The organism is Nonomuraea angiospora (genome assembly GCF_014873145.1).
In the GTDB taxonomy this organism is placed as follows: domain Bacteria; phylum Actinomycetota; class Actinomycetes; order Streptosporangiales; family Streptosporangiaceae; genus Nonomuraea; species Nonomuraea angiospora.
The window spans coordinates 3506309-3518651 of sequence record NZ_JADBEK010000001.1; the positions used below are offsets into that span (position 1 = coordinate 3506309).

14 protein-coding genes are annotated in these 12343 nt (G+C 69.3%); 4 read left to right on the forward strand and 10 right to left on the reverse strand.

Annotation, left to right across the window (positions count from 1 at the left end):
- Nucleotides 1–3 precede the first annotated feature (3 nt).
- Nucleotides 4–615 (forward strand): Uma2 family endonuclease, encoded by a 612-nt coding sequence (locus H4W80_RS15885; protein WP_192785805.1) that lies wholly within the window; start codon nucleotides 4–6, stop codon nucleotides 613–615.
- 6 nt (nucleotides 616–621) lie between these two features.
- Here the strand turns inward: H4W80_RS15885 and H4W80_RS15890 are convergent, their stop codons facing one another.
- Nucleotides 622–855: a hypothetical protein gene (locus H4W80_RS15890; RefSeq protein ID WP_192785806.1), complete on the reverse strand. Its 234-nt coding sequence runs from the start codon at nucleotides 853–855 to the stop codon at nucleotides 622–624.
- A gap of 78 nt (nucleotides 856–933) precedes the next feature.
- Here H4W80_RS15890 and H4W80_RS15895 point away from each other — a divergent pair, with 78 nt between their 5' ends.
- Nucleotides 934–1548, forward strand: a complete 615-nt coding sequence (locus H4W80_RS15895) for a Uma2 family endonuclease (RefSeq protein ID WP_318786885.1) — start codon at nucleotides 934–936, stop codon at nucleotides 1546–1548.
- A 42-nt stretch (nucleotides 1549–1590) separates the two neighbouring features.
- On the opposite strand, the gene H4W80_RS15900 is transcribed toward H4W80_RS15895, so the two are convergent.
- From H4W80_RS15900 to infC, 7 genes are all read right to left on the reverse strand, one after another.
- Entirely contained in the window at nucleotides 1591–4146 is a 2556-nt protein-coding gene (locus tag H4W80_RS15900) for a phenylalanine--tRNA ligase subunit beta (protein ID WP_192785807.1), read from the reverse strand.
- Nucleotides 4146–5186: a phenylalanine--tRNA ligase subunit alpha gene (pheS, locus tag H4W80_RS15905; protein WP_225964899.1), complete on the reverse strand. Its 1041-nt coding sequence runs from the start codon at nucleotides 5184–5186 to the stop codon at nucleotides 4146–4148. The genes H4W80_RS15900 and pheS overlap by 1 nt, the downstream gene beginning before the upstream one ends.
- A 130-nt stretch (nucleotides 5187–5316) precedes the next feature.
- A complete protein-coding gene (locus tag H4W80_RS15910) occupies nucleotides 5317–6408 on the reverse strand; it encodes a sensor histidine kinase (protein ID WP_192785809.1) in 1092 nt (363 codons plus the stop codon).
- A gap of 50 nt (nucleotides 6409–6458) precedes the next feature.
- On the reverse strand, nucleotides 6459–7262 hold the full coding sequence (locus tag H4W80_RS15915; protein ID WP_192785810.1) for a TrmH family RNA methyltransferase: 804 nt from the start codon (nucleotides 7260–7262) through the stop codon (nucleotides 6459–6461).
- Nucleotides 7263–7484: 222 nt separating this feature from the next.
- A complete protein-coding gene (rplT, locus tag H4W80_RS15920; protein ID WP_185077087.1) occupies nucleotides 7485–7868 on the reverse strand; it encodes a 50S ribosomal protein L20 in 384 nt (127 codons plus the stop codon).
- A gap of 24 nt (nucleotides 7869–7892) precedes the next feature.
- A complete protein-coding gene (gene rpmI / locus H4W80_RS15925) occupies nucleotides 7893–8087 on the reverse strand; it encodes a 50S ribosomal protein L35 (RefSeq protein WP_192785811.1) in 195 nt (64 codons plus the stop codon).
- 125 nt (nucleotides 8088–8212) lie between these two features.
- Complete coding sequence (infC, locus tag H4W80_RS15930) at nucleotides 8213–8863, reverse strand: translation initiation factor IF-3 (protein ID WP_225964900.1); 651 nt, start codon at nucleotides 8861–8863, stop codon at nucleotides 8213–8215.
- A gap of 272 nt (nucleotides 8864–9135) precedes the next feature.
- Here infC and H4W80_RS15935 point away from each other — a divergent pair, with 272 nt between their 5' ends.
- Both H4W80_RS15935 and H4W80_RS15940 read left to right on the forward strand, forming a co-directional pair.
- Nucleotides 9136–9417 (forward strand): type II toxin-antitoxin system Phd/YefM family antitoxin, encoded by a 282-nt coding sequence (locus H4W80_RS15935; RefSeq protein ID WP_192785812.1) that lies wholly within the window; start codon nucleotides 9136–9138, stop codon nucleotides 9415–9417.
- The gene (locus tag H4W80_RS15940; protein ID WP_192785813.1) at nucleotides 9414–9833 is read left to right on the forward strand and encodes a type II toxin-antitoxin system VapC family toxin; all 420 of its coding nucleotides are present in this window, start codon (nucleotides 9414–9416) and stop codon (nucleotides 9831–9833) included. Before H4W80_RS15935 ends, H4W80_RS15940 begins: the two co-directional genes overlap by 4 nt.
- On the opposite strand, the gene H4W80_RS15945 is transcribed toward H4W80_RS15940, so the two are convergent.
- Nucleotides 9805–10662: a shikimate dehydrogenase gene (locus H4W80_RS15945; protein ID WP_192785814.1), complete on the reverse strand. Its 858-nt coding sequence runs from the start codon at nucleotides 10660–10662 to the stop codon at nucleotides 9805–9807. The genes H4W80_RS15940 and H4W80_RS15945 overlap by 29 nt on opposite strands.
- A gap of 426 nt (nucleotides 10663–11088) precedes the next feature.
- Complete coding sequence (gene mltG / locus H4W80_RS15950; protein ID WP_192785815.1) at nucleotides 11089–12234, reverse strand: endolytic transglycosylase MltG; 1146 nt, start codon at nucleotides 12232–12234, stop codon at nucleotides 11089–11091.
- Nucleotides 12235–12343 lie beyond the last annotated feature (109 nt).

The window sequence follows — 12343 nt, forward strand, 5'->3', positions numbered from 1 at the left end:
GCCATGACAGCCGACGCGGTGGTCCAAGAGAGCGCGACGAGGCATCCCTCGCTGCCCGACTGGGTGTTTCCTCCACCCGGAGGCTTCATCGCGGAAAACCTCGATCACATTCCGGATTTGCCTGCACACACAGAGTTGATTGATGGAAGCTTGGTCTTCGTGAGTCCCCGAGCCTCCTTCCACATGCGCGTCGTATCGTTTCTCGAGAGCGAAATTCGCCGTGCGGCACCTCAAGACCTTCGCGTGCGTCGCGAGATGACCATCATTCTCGGCCCTCGCCAGCGCCTAGAGCCCGACCTCATCGTGATCAAGGCCGGCGCCGCCCGCGACGACGACGAGACCTTCTACAAGGCGCAAGATGTGGTCTTCGCGATAGAAGTCACCACTCCCGCGTCCGAGGTCCGCGACCGCCACCGCAAGCCGCAGCTCTACGCCGAAGCCGCGATCCAATACTTCTGGCGGGTCGAGAAGAATCCGGACAAGCCCGTGGTCTATGCCTACGAACTGGATCCCACCACCAGCTCCTATGCCCTCACCGGCATCCACCGCGAGTGCGTCAAGGCAACCGCCCCCTTCGATCTGGTCATCGACCTCACCGAGATCGACCGGCTCTGAGCCACCTCAGCCCACTTCCCGCCACCCTTCATATCGCTCCACCAGCCCATCCACTCTGGCCAGCGCGCCCTCATCCAATCCTTCGACGACGACCAGCCACTGCGCGTCCTCGGCGTCGTCCTCCCCGGCCAGCGTCTCCCGCCACACCCGCGGCACCCCGAGCGCCGGGAACCACTCCCCGAGCGTCTCCGCGACCTCCTCGGCGTCATCCCGCTCGGCGAACACCAGCAGCTGCCTCATCGTCCCCTCACCTTCATCTCCATGAGCGTATGCAGTCGTTTACCAGGCGTGAGCGGAATACATTGGTAGCGTTGGATCGTGACTGCCGAAGCGGTGATCGTAAAAATGACGCCTCCCTCGCTGCCCAGCTGGGCTGTCCCGCCGCCGGAGGGCTTCGTCGCCGAAGACCTCGATCACATTCCGGATTTGCCTGCGCACACAGAGTTGATTGATGGAAGCTTGGTGCTCGTGAGCCCGCAGCGACACTTCCATCACACCGTCATCTTCCGGCTGCATGTCGCGCTGGAAGACTTCGTGCCACCAGGCCACGAAGTGGTCCAGGAGATGAGCGTCAAGCTCGCCCCGAAGCAGCGTCCAATGCCTGACCTGATGATCGTGGGCCCTCATGCGGTCATCGGCGGCGAGGTCACTCTGTTCCAGGCCAGCGACGTCATCCTCGCTGTCGAAGTGGTCTCACCCGACTCCCAAGTGCGTGACAGAGACCGCAAGCCTGTCCTCTACGCCGAAGCGGGAATCCCCCATTTCTGGTTGATCGAGGAGGACAACGGCAAGCCGACTGTCTTCGTCTTTGAGCGCAATCCCGTGACAAAGTCCTACGAGGCCGCCGGCACTTATCATGAAAGGCTGAAGGTCACCGTCCCGTTCGATCTCGACATCGACCTCACCAAGCTGTACCAGGCTCGAACGCGTTAAGGGCTGGCACGGCGTCCGCCGTACCAGCCCTCCGAAAGCGGCTCAGGAGCTGCGGAGCTGAGCGCCCACGCGGTCGGTCGCCATGGCCACCGCCGCGTCGCGAGCCGCCGTCGTCTCCTCCACCGTCAGCGTCCGGTCCGCGGCGCGGAAGCGCATCGTGTAGGCGAGCGACTTGTTCCCCTCACCCACCTGCTCCCCCGCATAGACGTCGAACAGCCGGATGGACTCCAGCAGCTCCCCGGCCCCGTCGCGCAGGGCGGCCTCCACGTCGGCCACCGGCGTGAAGTCGGGCACGATCAGCGCGACGTCCTGCGTGGCCACCGGATAGGCCGACACCGGCGGCGTCTGGACCGGACCCGGCATGGCGGGCTCCAGGCGCGACAGCTCCAGCTCCATGGCCGAGGTGCGCGGCGGCAGCCCGTACGCCTCGATGACGCGCGGGTGCAGCTCGCCGGCGTGCCCCACCAGCGTGTCGCCCACGTAGAGGGCGGCGCACCGGCCGGGGTGCCAGGGCTCGTGCTGGTCGGCGCTGATGGACAGCTCCAGCCGCGCCTCGCCCGCGACCAGCCGCGCGGCCTGCACCGCGTCGGCCCAGGAGGCGGTGCGGGCGCCGCCCCACCAGCCGGACCGCTCGAACTCCCCGGCCAGCACCACCGCGACCCGCAGCGGCTGGTCGGGCAGCGCCGACTCGATCGAGGCCAGCTCCTCGGCGGTCGGCCGGCGCTCGACGCCGAGCACCGGGGCCACCTCGGGAGCGCCCTCGCGCGGCCGGTAGACCGACCCCATCTCGAACAGCGCCACGTCGGAGAACCCGCGCCCGGAGTTGCGCACCAGGGTCTTGAGCAGCCCCGGCAGCAGCGTCGTGCGCATCAGAGGCTCGTCCTCCGACAGCGGGTTGGCCAGCCGCATGGCGCGGCGGCGCGCGTCGTCCGCGGGCAGGAGCAGCCGGTCGAAGTCGTCGGGGCTGATGAACGGGTAGTTGAGCACCTCGACGTAGCCGCCCTCGGCCAGCGCCCGGCCGACCCGGCGGCGCAGCCGCTGGCCCTCGGTGAGCCCGGCCCCGGCGGGGGCGGAGGGCAGCACCGACGGCAGGCTCTCGTAGCCCTCCAGCCGGATGACCTCTTCGGCCAGGTCGTTGGGGTCGGTGAGGTCGGGCCGCCACGACGGCGGCGTCACCGTGATCATGTCGTCGCCGGTGACGGCCAGTCTGGCCGCCAGGGCGCCGCCGGTCACGACGCCGGTCGGGTCGACGCCGCCCTGGCGCACGGCCGGGTCGTCGCCGTCGACCACGACGCAGCCGACCTGCTGCAGCCGGGAGACGACGGTCTCCTTGGAGTAGGGGACGCCGGCCACGGTGCCCGGATAGCTCGACGGGATCGCGATGCGCGCGGGCGACACCTCGACCTCGGCGTGCGTGACCCCGGGCTGGATGCTCGCGCCGCCCAGCTCGGCCAGCAGCTGCACGGCCCGCCACGAGGCGACGAGCGGCAGCTCCCGGTCGACGCCGCGTTCGAAGCGCTTGGACGACTCCGACACCAGCCCGTGCCTGCGCGACTCGCGCGAGATGCCGGTCGCGGAGAAGTGGGCGGCCTCGATGACGATGTCGGTCGAGGCGTCGGAGATCTCGGTCTCCAGCCCGCCCATGGTGCCGGCCATCGAGATCGGCCCCGACTGGTCGGTGATCAGGATGTCGTCGGGGTCGAGCTCGCGTACGACGTGGTCGAGCGTCTCGAGCCGCTCGCCCGCGACGGCGCGGCGCACGACGATCTCGCCGCGCAGCTTGGCGCGGTCGAAGGCGTGCAGCGGCTGCCCGAGCTCCAGCATCAGGTAGTTGGTGATGTCGACGGCCAGCGACACGGACCGCATGCCGGCGCGCTGGAGGCGTACCCGCATCCAGAGCGGGCTCTGGGCGGCGGGGTCGAAGCCGGTGACCTCGCGCAGCACGAACCTGTCGCACGCGGTCGGGTCGGCGATCGACGCCGGCCACGCCGTGCCGGTCTCGGCGGGCAGCTCGACGTCGGCGGGGTCGCGGAAGGCCACCCCGAACCCGGTCGCCGCCTCGCGGGCCACGCCCCTGATCGACAGCGCGTAGCCGATGTCGGGCGTGATCTCCAGCTCGATCACGTCGTCGCGCAGGCCGAGCAGCTCGACCACGTCGGCGCCGATCGGGGTGTCGGCCGGCAGCACCATGATGCCGCCGTGATCGTCGCTCAGCCCGAGCTCGCGCTCGGAGCAGATCATGCCCTCCGACATGCGCCCGTACGTCTTGCGCGCCCCGACCTCGAACCCGCCGGGCAGCACGCCCCCGGGCAGCACGACGGGCACGCGGTCGCCGGCGACGAAGTTGGTGGCGCCGCAGACGATCTCGCGCGGCGTCGCCTCACCGGTCTCGACCTTGCAGTGCCGGATCGGCTTCTTGAAGCCGGTCAGCTCCTCGATCACGAGCACCTCGCCGACGACGACGTTCTTGACGTCGTGGCCGTGCGAGGTGATCGACTCGAGCTTGAGCCCGGCGGCCGTGAGCTTGTCGGCCACCTCGTGGGCGGTGACCGCCGGGAGATCGACATACTCCCGCAGCCAGGAAAGCGGGACCTTCATCAGATCTCCATTCCGAACGGGAGCGTGAAGCGCACGTCTCCCTCGACCATGTCACGCATGTCCTCGGCGTTGTGGCGGAACATCAGCGTCCGCTCGATGCCCATGCCGAACGCGAACCCGGAGTATCGCGACGGATCGACCCCGCAGGCGATGAGCACGCGCGGGTTGACCATGCCGCAGCCGCCCCACTCGATCCAGCCCTCCGACTTGCACGTGCGGCAGGGCGGGTTGCCCGGGATCGCCGAGCTGCCGCGGCAGACGAAGCACTTGAGGTCCATCTCGGCGGACGGCTCGGTGAACGGGAAGTAGTTGGGCCGGAAGCGGGTCGTGATGCCCTTGCCGAACATCACCTCCGCGAACCGGTCGAGCGTGCCCTTGAGGTGGGCCATCGTCAGGCCCTCGTCCACGGCCAGCCCCTCGGTCTGGTGGAAGACCGGGGTGTGGGTGGCGTCGAGCTCGTCGGTGCGGAACGTCTTGCCCGGCGAGATCACGTAGACCGGCAGCTCGCGCTGGAGCAGCGCGCGGATCTGCACCGGCGAGGTCTGCGTGCGCAGCACCATGCCGGAGTCGGTGGACCCGACGAAGAACGTGTCGTGGTCCGAGCGGGCCGGGTGGTCCTTGGCGATGTTGAGCGCGTCGAAGTTGAACCACTCGCCTTCGAGCTCGGGGCCCTCGGCCACTTCGTAGCCCATGGCGACGAACGCGTCGGCGATGCGCTCCTGCAGCGTGGTCAGCGGGTGGCGGGCGCCGCGCGGCCGCCGGTCCCACGGCAGGGTGACGTCGACGGTCTCCTCGACGAGCACCCGCGCGTCGCGCTCGGCCTCGAGCTCGGCCTGGCGGGCGGCGAGCGCCTCGTTGATCGCCTTACGGACGGTGCCGACGCGCTTGCCGGCCTCGGCGCGGGCGGCGGGCGGCAGGGCGCCGATCTCGCGGTTGGCCAGGGCGATGGGCGAGCGGTCGCCCGCGTGCGCCAGCCTGGCCTGCTTGAGTGCGTCGAGGCTGTCGGCCGCCTTGATCGCCGCGATGGCGTCGGCCTCCATGCGGGACACCTCGTCGGCATGCAACGGTGTCACCTCGACGGGGTCGTAGTCAGACAAGAGTGAGCTCCGTATCCAGGGCTTGAGCGGAAAAGAGTCTAGTGGGGCCCGCCCACCGGGGCCGACTCGATCGCTAAGGGGTGGCGAAGTCGGGCGTGCCGGTGGGCACGGTAAATCGGAACTCCGCCCCGCCCTCGGGCGCCCGCTGCACGGTGATCGTGCCGCCGTGCGCCTCGACCAGGCCCTTGACGATGAAGAGGCCGAGCCCGGTGCCACCGCGCCTGCGGCTGTTGCCGCCTCGCCAGAACTGCCTGAAGACGCGCGGAGCCAGCTCGGGCTCGATGCCCTCGCCCTCGTCGCGCACCGACACGGCAACTCCCCATTCGACGGACTCGATCTCGATTGTCACAGTGCCGCGCCCGTGGCGCAGCGCGTTTTCCACCAGGTTACCCAGGATCTGGTCGATCTTGTCCTGGTCGAGCCACATCTCCGGCAGGTCGTCGCCGACGATCAGGCGAAAACGCCCCTCGGTCTCGCCCGCCGCGACCCGGCCCGCGATGAGCCTGCGCACCCGGGCGGGGATGTCGACGACCTGGCGGCGCACCTCCAGCCGCCCCGACTCGATGCGCGAGACGTCGAGCAGCTCGGTGATGAGCCTGGTGACGCGGTCGGCGTCGTTGTTGACGGTCTCGAGCATGACGCGCTTCTGCTCGTCGGTGAAGCGCTCCCACTTGGCCAGCATGGTGGCGGTGAAGCCCTTGACGCTGGTCAGCGGCGAGCGCAGCTCGTGGGCCACGGTCGAGACCAGGTCGGCGCGGCTGCGCTCCAGCCGGGCGCGGGCGCCGCCGTCGCGCAGGGTGATCGTGACACGCTCGACCTCGCCGCCACGCTCGGGCTCGCGTACGAGCCTGGCCGCGACGTACAGCTCCTGGCCGCCGGGCAGGTGCAGCGGGCGCTCCGGCGCCCTGCTCCTGATGCGCAGCCCGCCCTCGGGGTCGAGCGCCTTCCACCAGTCGCGCCCGTCGTGGTCGCGGAACGGGAACACGTCGCTCATGTGCCTGCCGACCGCGCGCTCCATGGCGACGCCGGTGAGCCGGGCGGCGGCCCGGTTGACGGCCAGCACGCGGCCGTCGCGGTCGGTCACGATGAGGCCGTCGGGAAGGTCGTCGATGGCTATCGTGCACGCGGCGGCCACAACTCGCCCGTCGGTGTCTGCGCCGTGCACGACCTCGCCCCCTCCGCCTACATCGCCGACAATAGCGGGTTTCCCGCCGCCTAGGGCACTCGCTGAGCCCTAGCCGAGGAGTAAAGGCATACCGCCGCGGCGGTGGCCAGGTTCAGGCTTTCGGCCTGTCCGTAGATGGGCACTCTGACCACGTCGTCGGCCTCAGCCAGTACGTCCTCCGGCAGTCCCCAGGCTTCGTTGCCGAAGATCCACGCGGTGGGTCCGCTAAGATCGACATCGTCGAGCGTGTGCTTGCCCGTGCCGTCGGCCGCCAGCACGCGCAGGCCCCGCTCCTTGAGTTGACGCACGGCGGCGCTCACCGGTGCACCGATGACGACGGGCAAGTGAAACAGGCTGCCGACGCTGGCGCGTACGCACTTGCCGTTGTACGGGTCCACGGAGGCGTCGGTGAAGACCACCGCGTCGGCGCCGGCGGCGTCGGCCGCCCGCATGACGGTGCCGGCGTTGCCCGGGTCGCGCACGTGGGCGAGCACGGCGACCAGGCGTGGCTGCTCCGCCAGCGCCTCGTCCAGGGGCACGTGGACGAGCGTGCAGACGGCCACCAGCCCCTGCGGGGTCACGGTCTGGGACAGCTCCGACATGACCTCGCCGCTGGCCCGGTGCACGGGCACGCCCTTCAGGCGGGCCTCGGTGATCAGCTCGGGGTGGCGCAGCTCGGCGTCGGCGGTGCTGAACAGCTCCAGCGTCACGCCGTCGAGCTTGAGCGCCTCGCGCACCGCCTGCGGCCCCTCGGCCAGGAACCTGCGGTCCTGCTCCCTGAAGGCCCGCTTGGTGAGCCGCCTGGCCGCCTTCACCCGCGGCGACTTCACGTTGGTCAGCTCGGACCCGGCCATGCTCTCTCCCTGTCCCACACGGCGACGTGACTCACGACGAGCAACGTCTTACACAGCAGCGTCCTCACGGAACGTCGCACCCAGCAACGCTCGTCCCGGCAACGCGCAACTTGGCGACGCCTCACACAGCCACGCCCATACAGCAACAGCCCATACAGCAACAAAGGGCCCACCGTCATCGGTGGGCCCTCGATTAAGACGATCGCCTCAGCTCGCGGTTCTTCAGCTCGCGGCCGGAGCGTTCACGTTCGCCGGAAGCGCCTTCTTGGCGGCCTCGACGAGCGTGGCGAAGGTCTGGCTGTCGTTGACCGCGAGGTCGGCCAGGATCTTGCGGTCGACCTCGACGCCGGCCAGGCGCAGACCCTGGATCAGGCGGTTGTAGGTCATGCCGTTCTGGCGGGCGGCGGCGTTGATCCGCTGGATCCACAGACGGCGGAAGGTGCCCTTGCGGTCCTTGCGGTCCCGGTAGGCGTACGTCATCGAGTGGAGCATCTGCTCCTTGGCCTTGCGGTACAGACGCGACCGCTGGCCACGGTAACCGCTCGCCCTCTCGAGGACGACCCTGCGCTTCTTCTTGGCGTTGAGCGCCCGCTTCACGCGTGCCATGTTTCTTCTCCCCGGGGAATCGCGCTACTTAGCGAGCAGCTTCTTGATCTTCTTGGAATCGGCGTCGGAAAGGACGACCTCGTTCTTGAGACGGCGCGTCAGCGTGGACGACTTCCACTCGTTGTAGTGCGCGCGGTTGGCACGGCGACGCTTGATCTTGCCTGAACCGGTAAGCCGGAACCGCTTCTTCGCACCGCTGTGCGTCTTCATCTTCGGCATGTCGCCGTCTCTCCTCGTTTCGGTCGTGCCACGGGCCGGGCCGGTGCTGGGCCGACCCGGTCGCGGCGTCTTCGTCTGCTGGTGGCTGAATCGGGGCGCTCTGTAAGGCTAACCCCAACCGCGGGTCATCCTTCCTGTAGGGAAGTGTCCTCGCTGTCGCTGCCACGCTGTGCCTTGGCTGCGGCCTTTTCGGCCTTGGCCTCGGCCTTCTTCTTGTGCGGACCGATCACCATGATCATGTTACGACCGTCCTGCTTGGCGTGGGACTCCACGAAACCGAGCTCCTGGACGTCGTCCGCGAGCCGCTGCAGAAGCCGGAAACCCAACTCCGGCCGGGACTGCTCGCGACCACGGAACATGATCGTGACTTTGACCTTGTCTCCCGCCTTGAGGAACCGCACCACGTGACCCTTCTTGGTCTCGTAGTCGTGCGGGTCGATCTTCGGCCGGAGCTTGATCTCCTTGATGATCGTGTGCGCCTGATTCTTGCGCGCCTCGCGCGCCTTCATCGCGGACTCGTACTTGAACTTGCCGTAGTCCATGAGCTTGCACACGGGCGGTCGAGCCGTGGCCGCGACCTCGACGAGGTCGAGGTCGGCCTCCTGGGCGAGCTTCAGGGCGTCGTGAATCGAGACGATGCCTACCTGCTCGCCGTTCGGGCCCACGAGGCGAACCTCGGGAACTCGGATACGCTCGTTGATGCGGGGCTCAGTGCTGATGGGGCCTCCTAGGTTTGCGATCCCTACGTGCTCGTCGTGCCGGGAGCTCCTCGCCAACGCGAAAAGCCCCGCACGTCGCGCATGCGGGGCCACTGAGCTCTTCGGCTTTCGTGGCCTTGAGCTCCCCGGAGTAGTCCGGCGTGATCCTGGACCCGGCCACCTTTCCGGCGACTCAGGTGGGAGGGAGACCTCCGCTTGCGCGTCCAGCAATGGCATGCCGGACCGATCAGAGAGCTACATTACCACAACGACCAGAGGCCCTCGAATCATCCCGGCCGGTCCGATCCCCTGCGCTAAACTTCTGTCCAGTCTAGACAGAAAGGGGTCACATGGCCGCGATCCAGACGGAAGTGACCAAATGGCAGCTACAAGAGGCCAAGCAGCACTTCAGTGAAGTCGTGAGGAAGGCTCACGACGAGGGGCCACAGATCGTCACGAAGCACGGCAAGGACGTGGTGGTGATCCTTGACATGGAGGAATACCGCCAGCTCAAGGGCAAGCAGCCGGACTTCAAGGAGTTCCTGCTGTCGGGACCCGACTTGAGCACACTCGACCTCACTCGCGACAAGAGCACCGAGATGCGCGCGATCGATCTCGGAGACGACGAGTGAGCTACCTCCTCGACACCAACGTCGTGTCAGAAATGACCAAGCGCACCAAGGACGACAGCGTGCAGGCCTGGCTGGACACCATCACCGGGCCCAGCCTCTACCTGAGCGTCATGGTGTTCGGTGAGATCCGCAAGGGCATCGAGCTCCTGCGCCGCCGGGACGTCATACAGGCGCACGGCTACGAGACCTGGCTGGACCGGCTTCAGCACGAGTTCAGGACCAGGATGCTGCCCGTCACCGCCGCTGTCGCCCAGGAATGGGGGCGGATGCAAGCCGTGCGTCCCCTCCCGATCGTCGACGGCCTCATCGCCGCCACCGCCAGTGCGCACGACTGCGTTCTCGTGACCCGCAACGTCAAGGACTTCGTGGGGCTCGACGTCGAGACGATCAACCCGTTCGACTGGCCGATCGCCTAGCGAGCTCCGCCTCGCCGGCCGCGCGCATGGCCTCCACCGGCACGTCCGTCCGGCCCGTCATCAGCTCCACCTGCCGCACCGCCTGGTGCAGCAGCATCGCGAACCCCCCGACCACGGTGCCGCCCGCAGCCCGGACGGCCGCCGCCGCGCTGGTCGGCCAGGGCGAGTAGACCACGTCGAAGAGCGCGGGCACCCGCGCCAGCCGGTCGGCGAACGCGTCCGCCGCCCCGCCCGGCAGCGTCGAGACCACCAGATCCACCCGCGTGGCGGCATCGAGCTTGTCGAACGGCTCCACCGCCAGCGCCACGCCCAGCCGCTCGGCCACCTCCACCGTCTCCCCCGCCCGCGCGGGGTCGCGCACCAGCAGCGTCGCCGAGAACAGCCCGAGGTTGCGCAGCGCCGCGAGCGCCGAGGCCGCCGTGGCCCCTCCGCCCAGCACGGTCGCCGAGCCCGGCGCGGGCACACCCGCCTCGGCCAGCGCCTGCTCGATGCCGTAGACGTCGGTGTTGTGGCCGTGCCGGCGCCCGTCGCGGAAGACCACGGTGTTGGCCCCGCCGACCTCGACGGCCAGGTCGGACACGGTGTCGAGCAGGGGCAGCACGGCCCGCTTGAGCGGCATGGTCAGCGACAGCCCCGCCCACGGGTCCTCACCGCCGGGGACCTGGCCGCGCACGGGCACCAGCTCGCCCAGCAGCGCGGGCAGCCGCGCCTCGTCGCACTCGAACGCCTCGTAGCTCCACCCGTCGAGCCCCATCGCCTGGTAGGCGGCCCGGTGCAGGTAAGGCGAGAGCGAATGACCGATGGGCGAACCCATCACCGCAGCCCGCATCCACACTCCTTCCGAACATGACGACCCTATCGCCCCGTCCGCCACGCTTCGCCGCCCGGACGGCCCACGGGGCGCGCGTCACGGCGGGTCGTCCCGTCACCTGAGAAGCGTCCCTTGGACGGGGGGCTTCGCACGTCGGCGGGAGGTGCCCACCGTGCGCAGCCGTAAAGGATGGGTGTCCCCCGCGCAGGCCCGCCACCCTCCGCACGGCGGCCCACCAAGAACGGGCGTCCCCGCATGGGCCCCGCCGCACGGCGGCCCCCCAGGAACGGGCGTCCCCCGCACGAGCCCCCGCCGTACGGCGGCGCGGCCGGGAGGTGCGCCCCTCGGTCATACGGCGCGTCCTCAGGTCGGGCGGAACCGGGCGCAAAAGGACGCCCGCCCACCGTGGCGGTGGGCGGGCGTGTGGCGCGTCGGATCCGCCGGTCAGCCGCCGTTCCTGCGGTATTCGGCCAGCAGCGCCAGGCGTTCGGCCTCCGTGGTGGCGAACTTGGTGACGTTGCTCTTGGGGTCGGTGGCGACGAAGTAGAGCCAGGGCCCCTTGGCGGGGTTCAGGGCGGCCTCGATCGCGTGGTCCCCGGGGTTCGTGATGGGCCCGGGAGGCAGGCCGAGGTGCAGGTACGTGTTGTAGGGGCTCTTGGTCTTCGTCTCCGGGATCGAGGCGGCCGTGCCGTACTTGTTCAGCGCGTACATGACCGTGCTGTCCATCTCCAGCTTCATCTGCGGCTGGCGCTCCAGCCGGTTGTAGATGACGCGGGCGATCTTCGGCATGTCCTCCTGGCGACCGGCCTCGGCCTGCACGATGCTGGCGATGACCATGATCTCGTGCGGCGTGTGGCCGAGTGCCTTGGCGCCGCCCTCGAGGTCTACCTGCTCGGCCGTCTGGTTGAACCGCTTGACCATCGCCGCCAGGATCTGCGTCGGCGTGCTCTTGGGCTGGACCTCGTACGTGGCCGGGAAGGCGTATCCCTCAAGCTTGCCCTTGGCGTATTTCGGCAGGTCGAGCTGGTCCACGTCCTTGGCCGCCGCGGCGAACTCCTTGATGGGCTTGCCGGTCTCCTCGGCCAGCGTCTTCAAGGTGTCGGACAGGCGCAGGCCCTCCTTGAGGGTCACCGTGGCGCGCATCCGGTTGTCCGGGACGAGCAGCGCCACCGCGCTCGCGGCCGACATGTTCTTGCGCAGCTTGTACGAGCCCGGCTGCAGCGAGCCGCTCCTGTTGGCGTTGCCGATCGCGTTGGTGAACGCCCTGGCGCTGGCCACGACCCCCTGCCGCTCCAGCTCCTGCGCCACGTCCGAGGCGCTCTGGCCGTCCTTGATCTCCACGACGACCTCGCCGGTGCCCTGACCGGTGTAGTCGTCGGGGACGAGCGCGTCGTTGAGCCACATGTAGCCGTAGTAACCGCCACCGCCGATGATGCCCGCCAGTACGACGAAGGCGAGCAGCGGCGCGATGAAGCCGCCACGGTTGCGGCGTCGGCGCCGTCGGCGGCCGCCACGGCCGCCGCGACCGCGCCGGGTACGACCGCCGTCGTCCTCGGCGCCGAGGAGGGTGTTCAGATCGAGATCGTTCATAGGTGCGCTGGCCAATCTCCCGGTATGACCGGCCGGGCGTCAAGCGAAACCGCCAAACCGGCTTGGGTCACCGAGCGGAACTGGGGGGTCCGCCGGACATGCTCCCACG

Excerpts from the sequence above, each read along its gene's own strand:
- H4W80_RS15885 (WP_192785805.1), top strand. The coding sequence starts at position 4 with ATGACAGCCGACGCGGTGGTCCAAGAGAGCGCGACGAGGCATCCCTCG.
- H4W80_RS15890 (WP_192785806.1), bottom strand. The coding sequence starts at position 855 with ATGAGGCAGCTGCTGGTGTTCGCCGAGCGGGATGACGCCGAGGAGGTC.
- H4W80_RS15900 (WP_192785807.1), bottom strand. The coding sequence starts at position 4,146 with ATGAAGGTCCCGCTTTCCTGGCTGCGGGAGTATGTCGATCTCCCGGCG.
- pheS (WP_225964899.1), bottom strand. The coding sequence starts at position 5,186 with ATGGAGGCCGACGCCATCGCGGCGATCAAGGCGGCCGACAGCCTCGAC.
- H4W80_RS15915 (WP_192785810.1), bottom strand. The coding sequence starts at position 7,262 with ATGGCCGGGTCCGAGCTGACCAACGTGAAGTCGCCGCGGGTGAAGGCG.
- rplT (WP_185077087.1), bottom strand. The coding sequence starts at position 7,868 with ATGGCACGCGTGAAGCGGGCGCTCAACGCCAAGAAGAAGCGCAGGGTC.
- rpmI (WP_192785811.1), bottom strand. The coding sequence starts at position 8,087 with ATGCCGAAGATGAAGACGCACAGCGGTGCGAAGAAGCGGTTCCGGCTT.
- H4W80_RS15935 (WP_192785812.1), top strand. The coding sequence starts at position 9,136 with ATGGCCGCGATCCAGACGGAAGTGACCAAATGGCAGCTACAAGAGGCC.
- H4W80_RS15945 (WP_192785814.1), bottom strand. The coding sequence starts at position 10,662 with ATGCGGGCTGCGGTGATGGGTTCGCCCATCGGTCATTCGCTCTCGCCT.
- mltG (WP_192785815.1), bottom strand. The coding sequence starts at position 12,234 with ATGAACGATCTCGATCTGAACACCCTCCTCGGCGCCGAGGACGACGGC.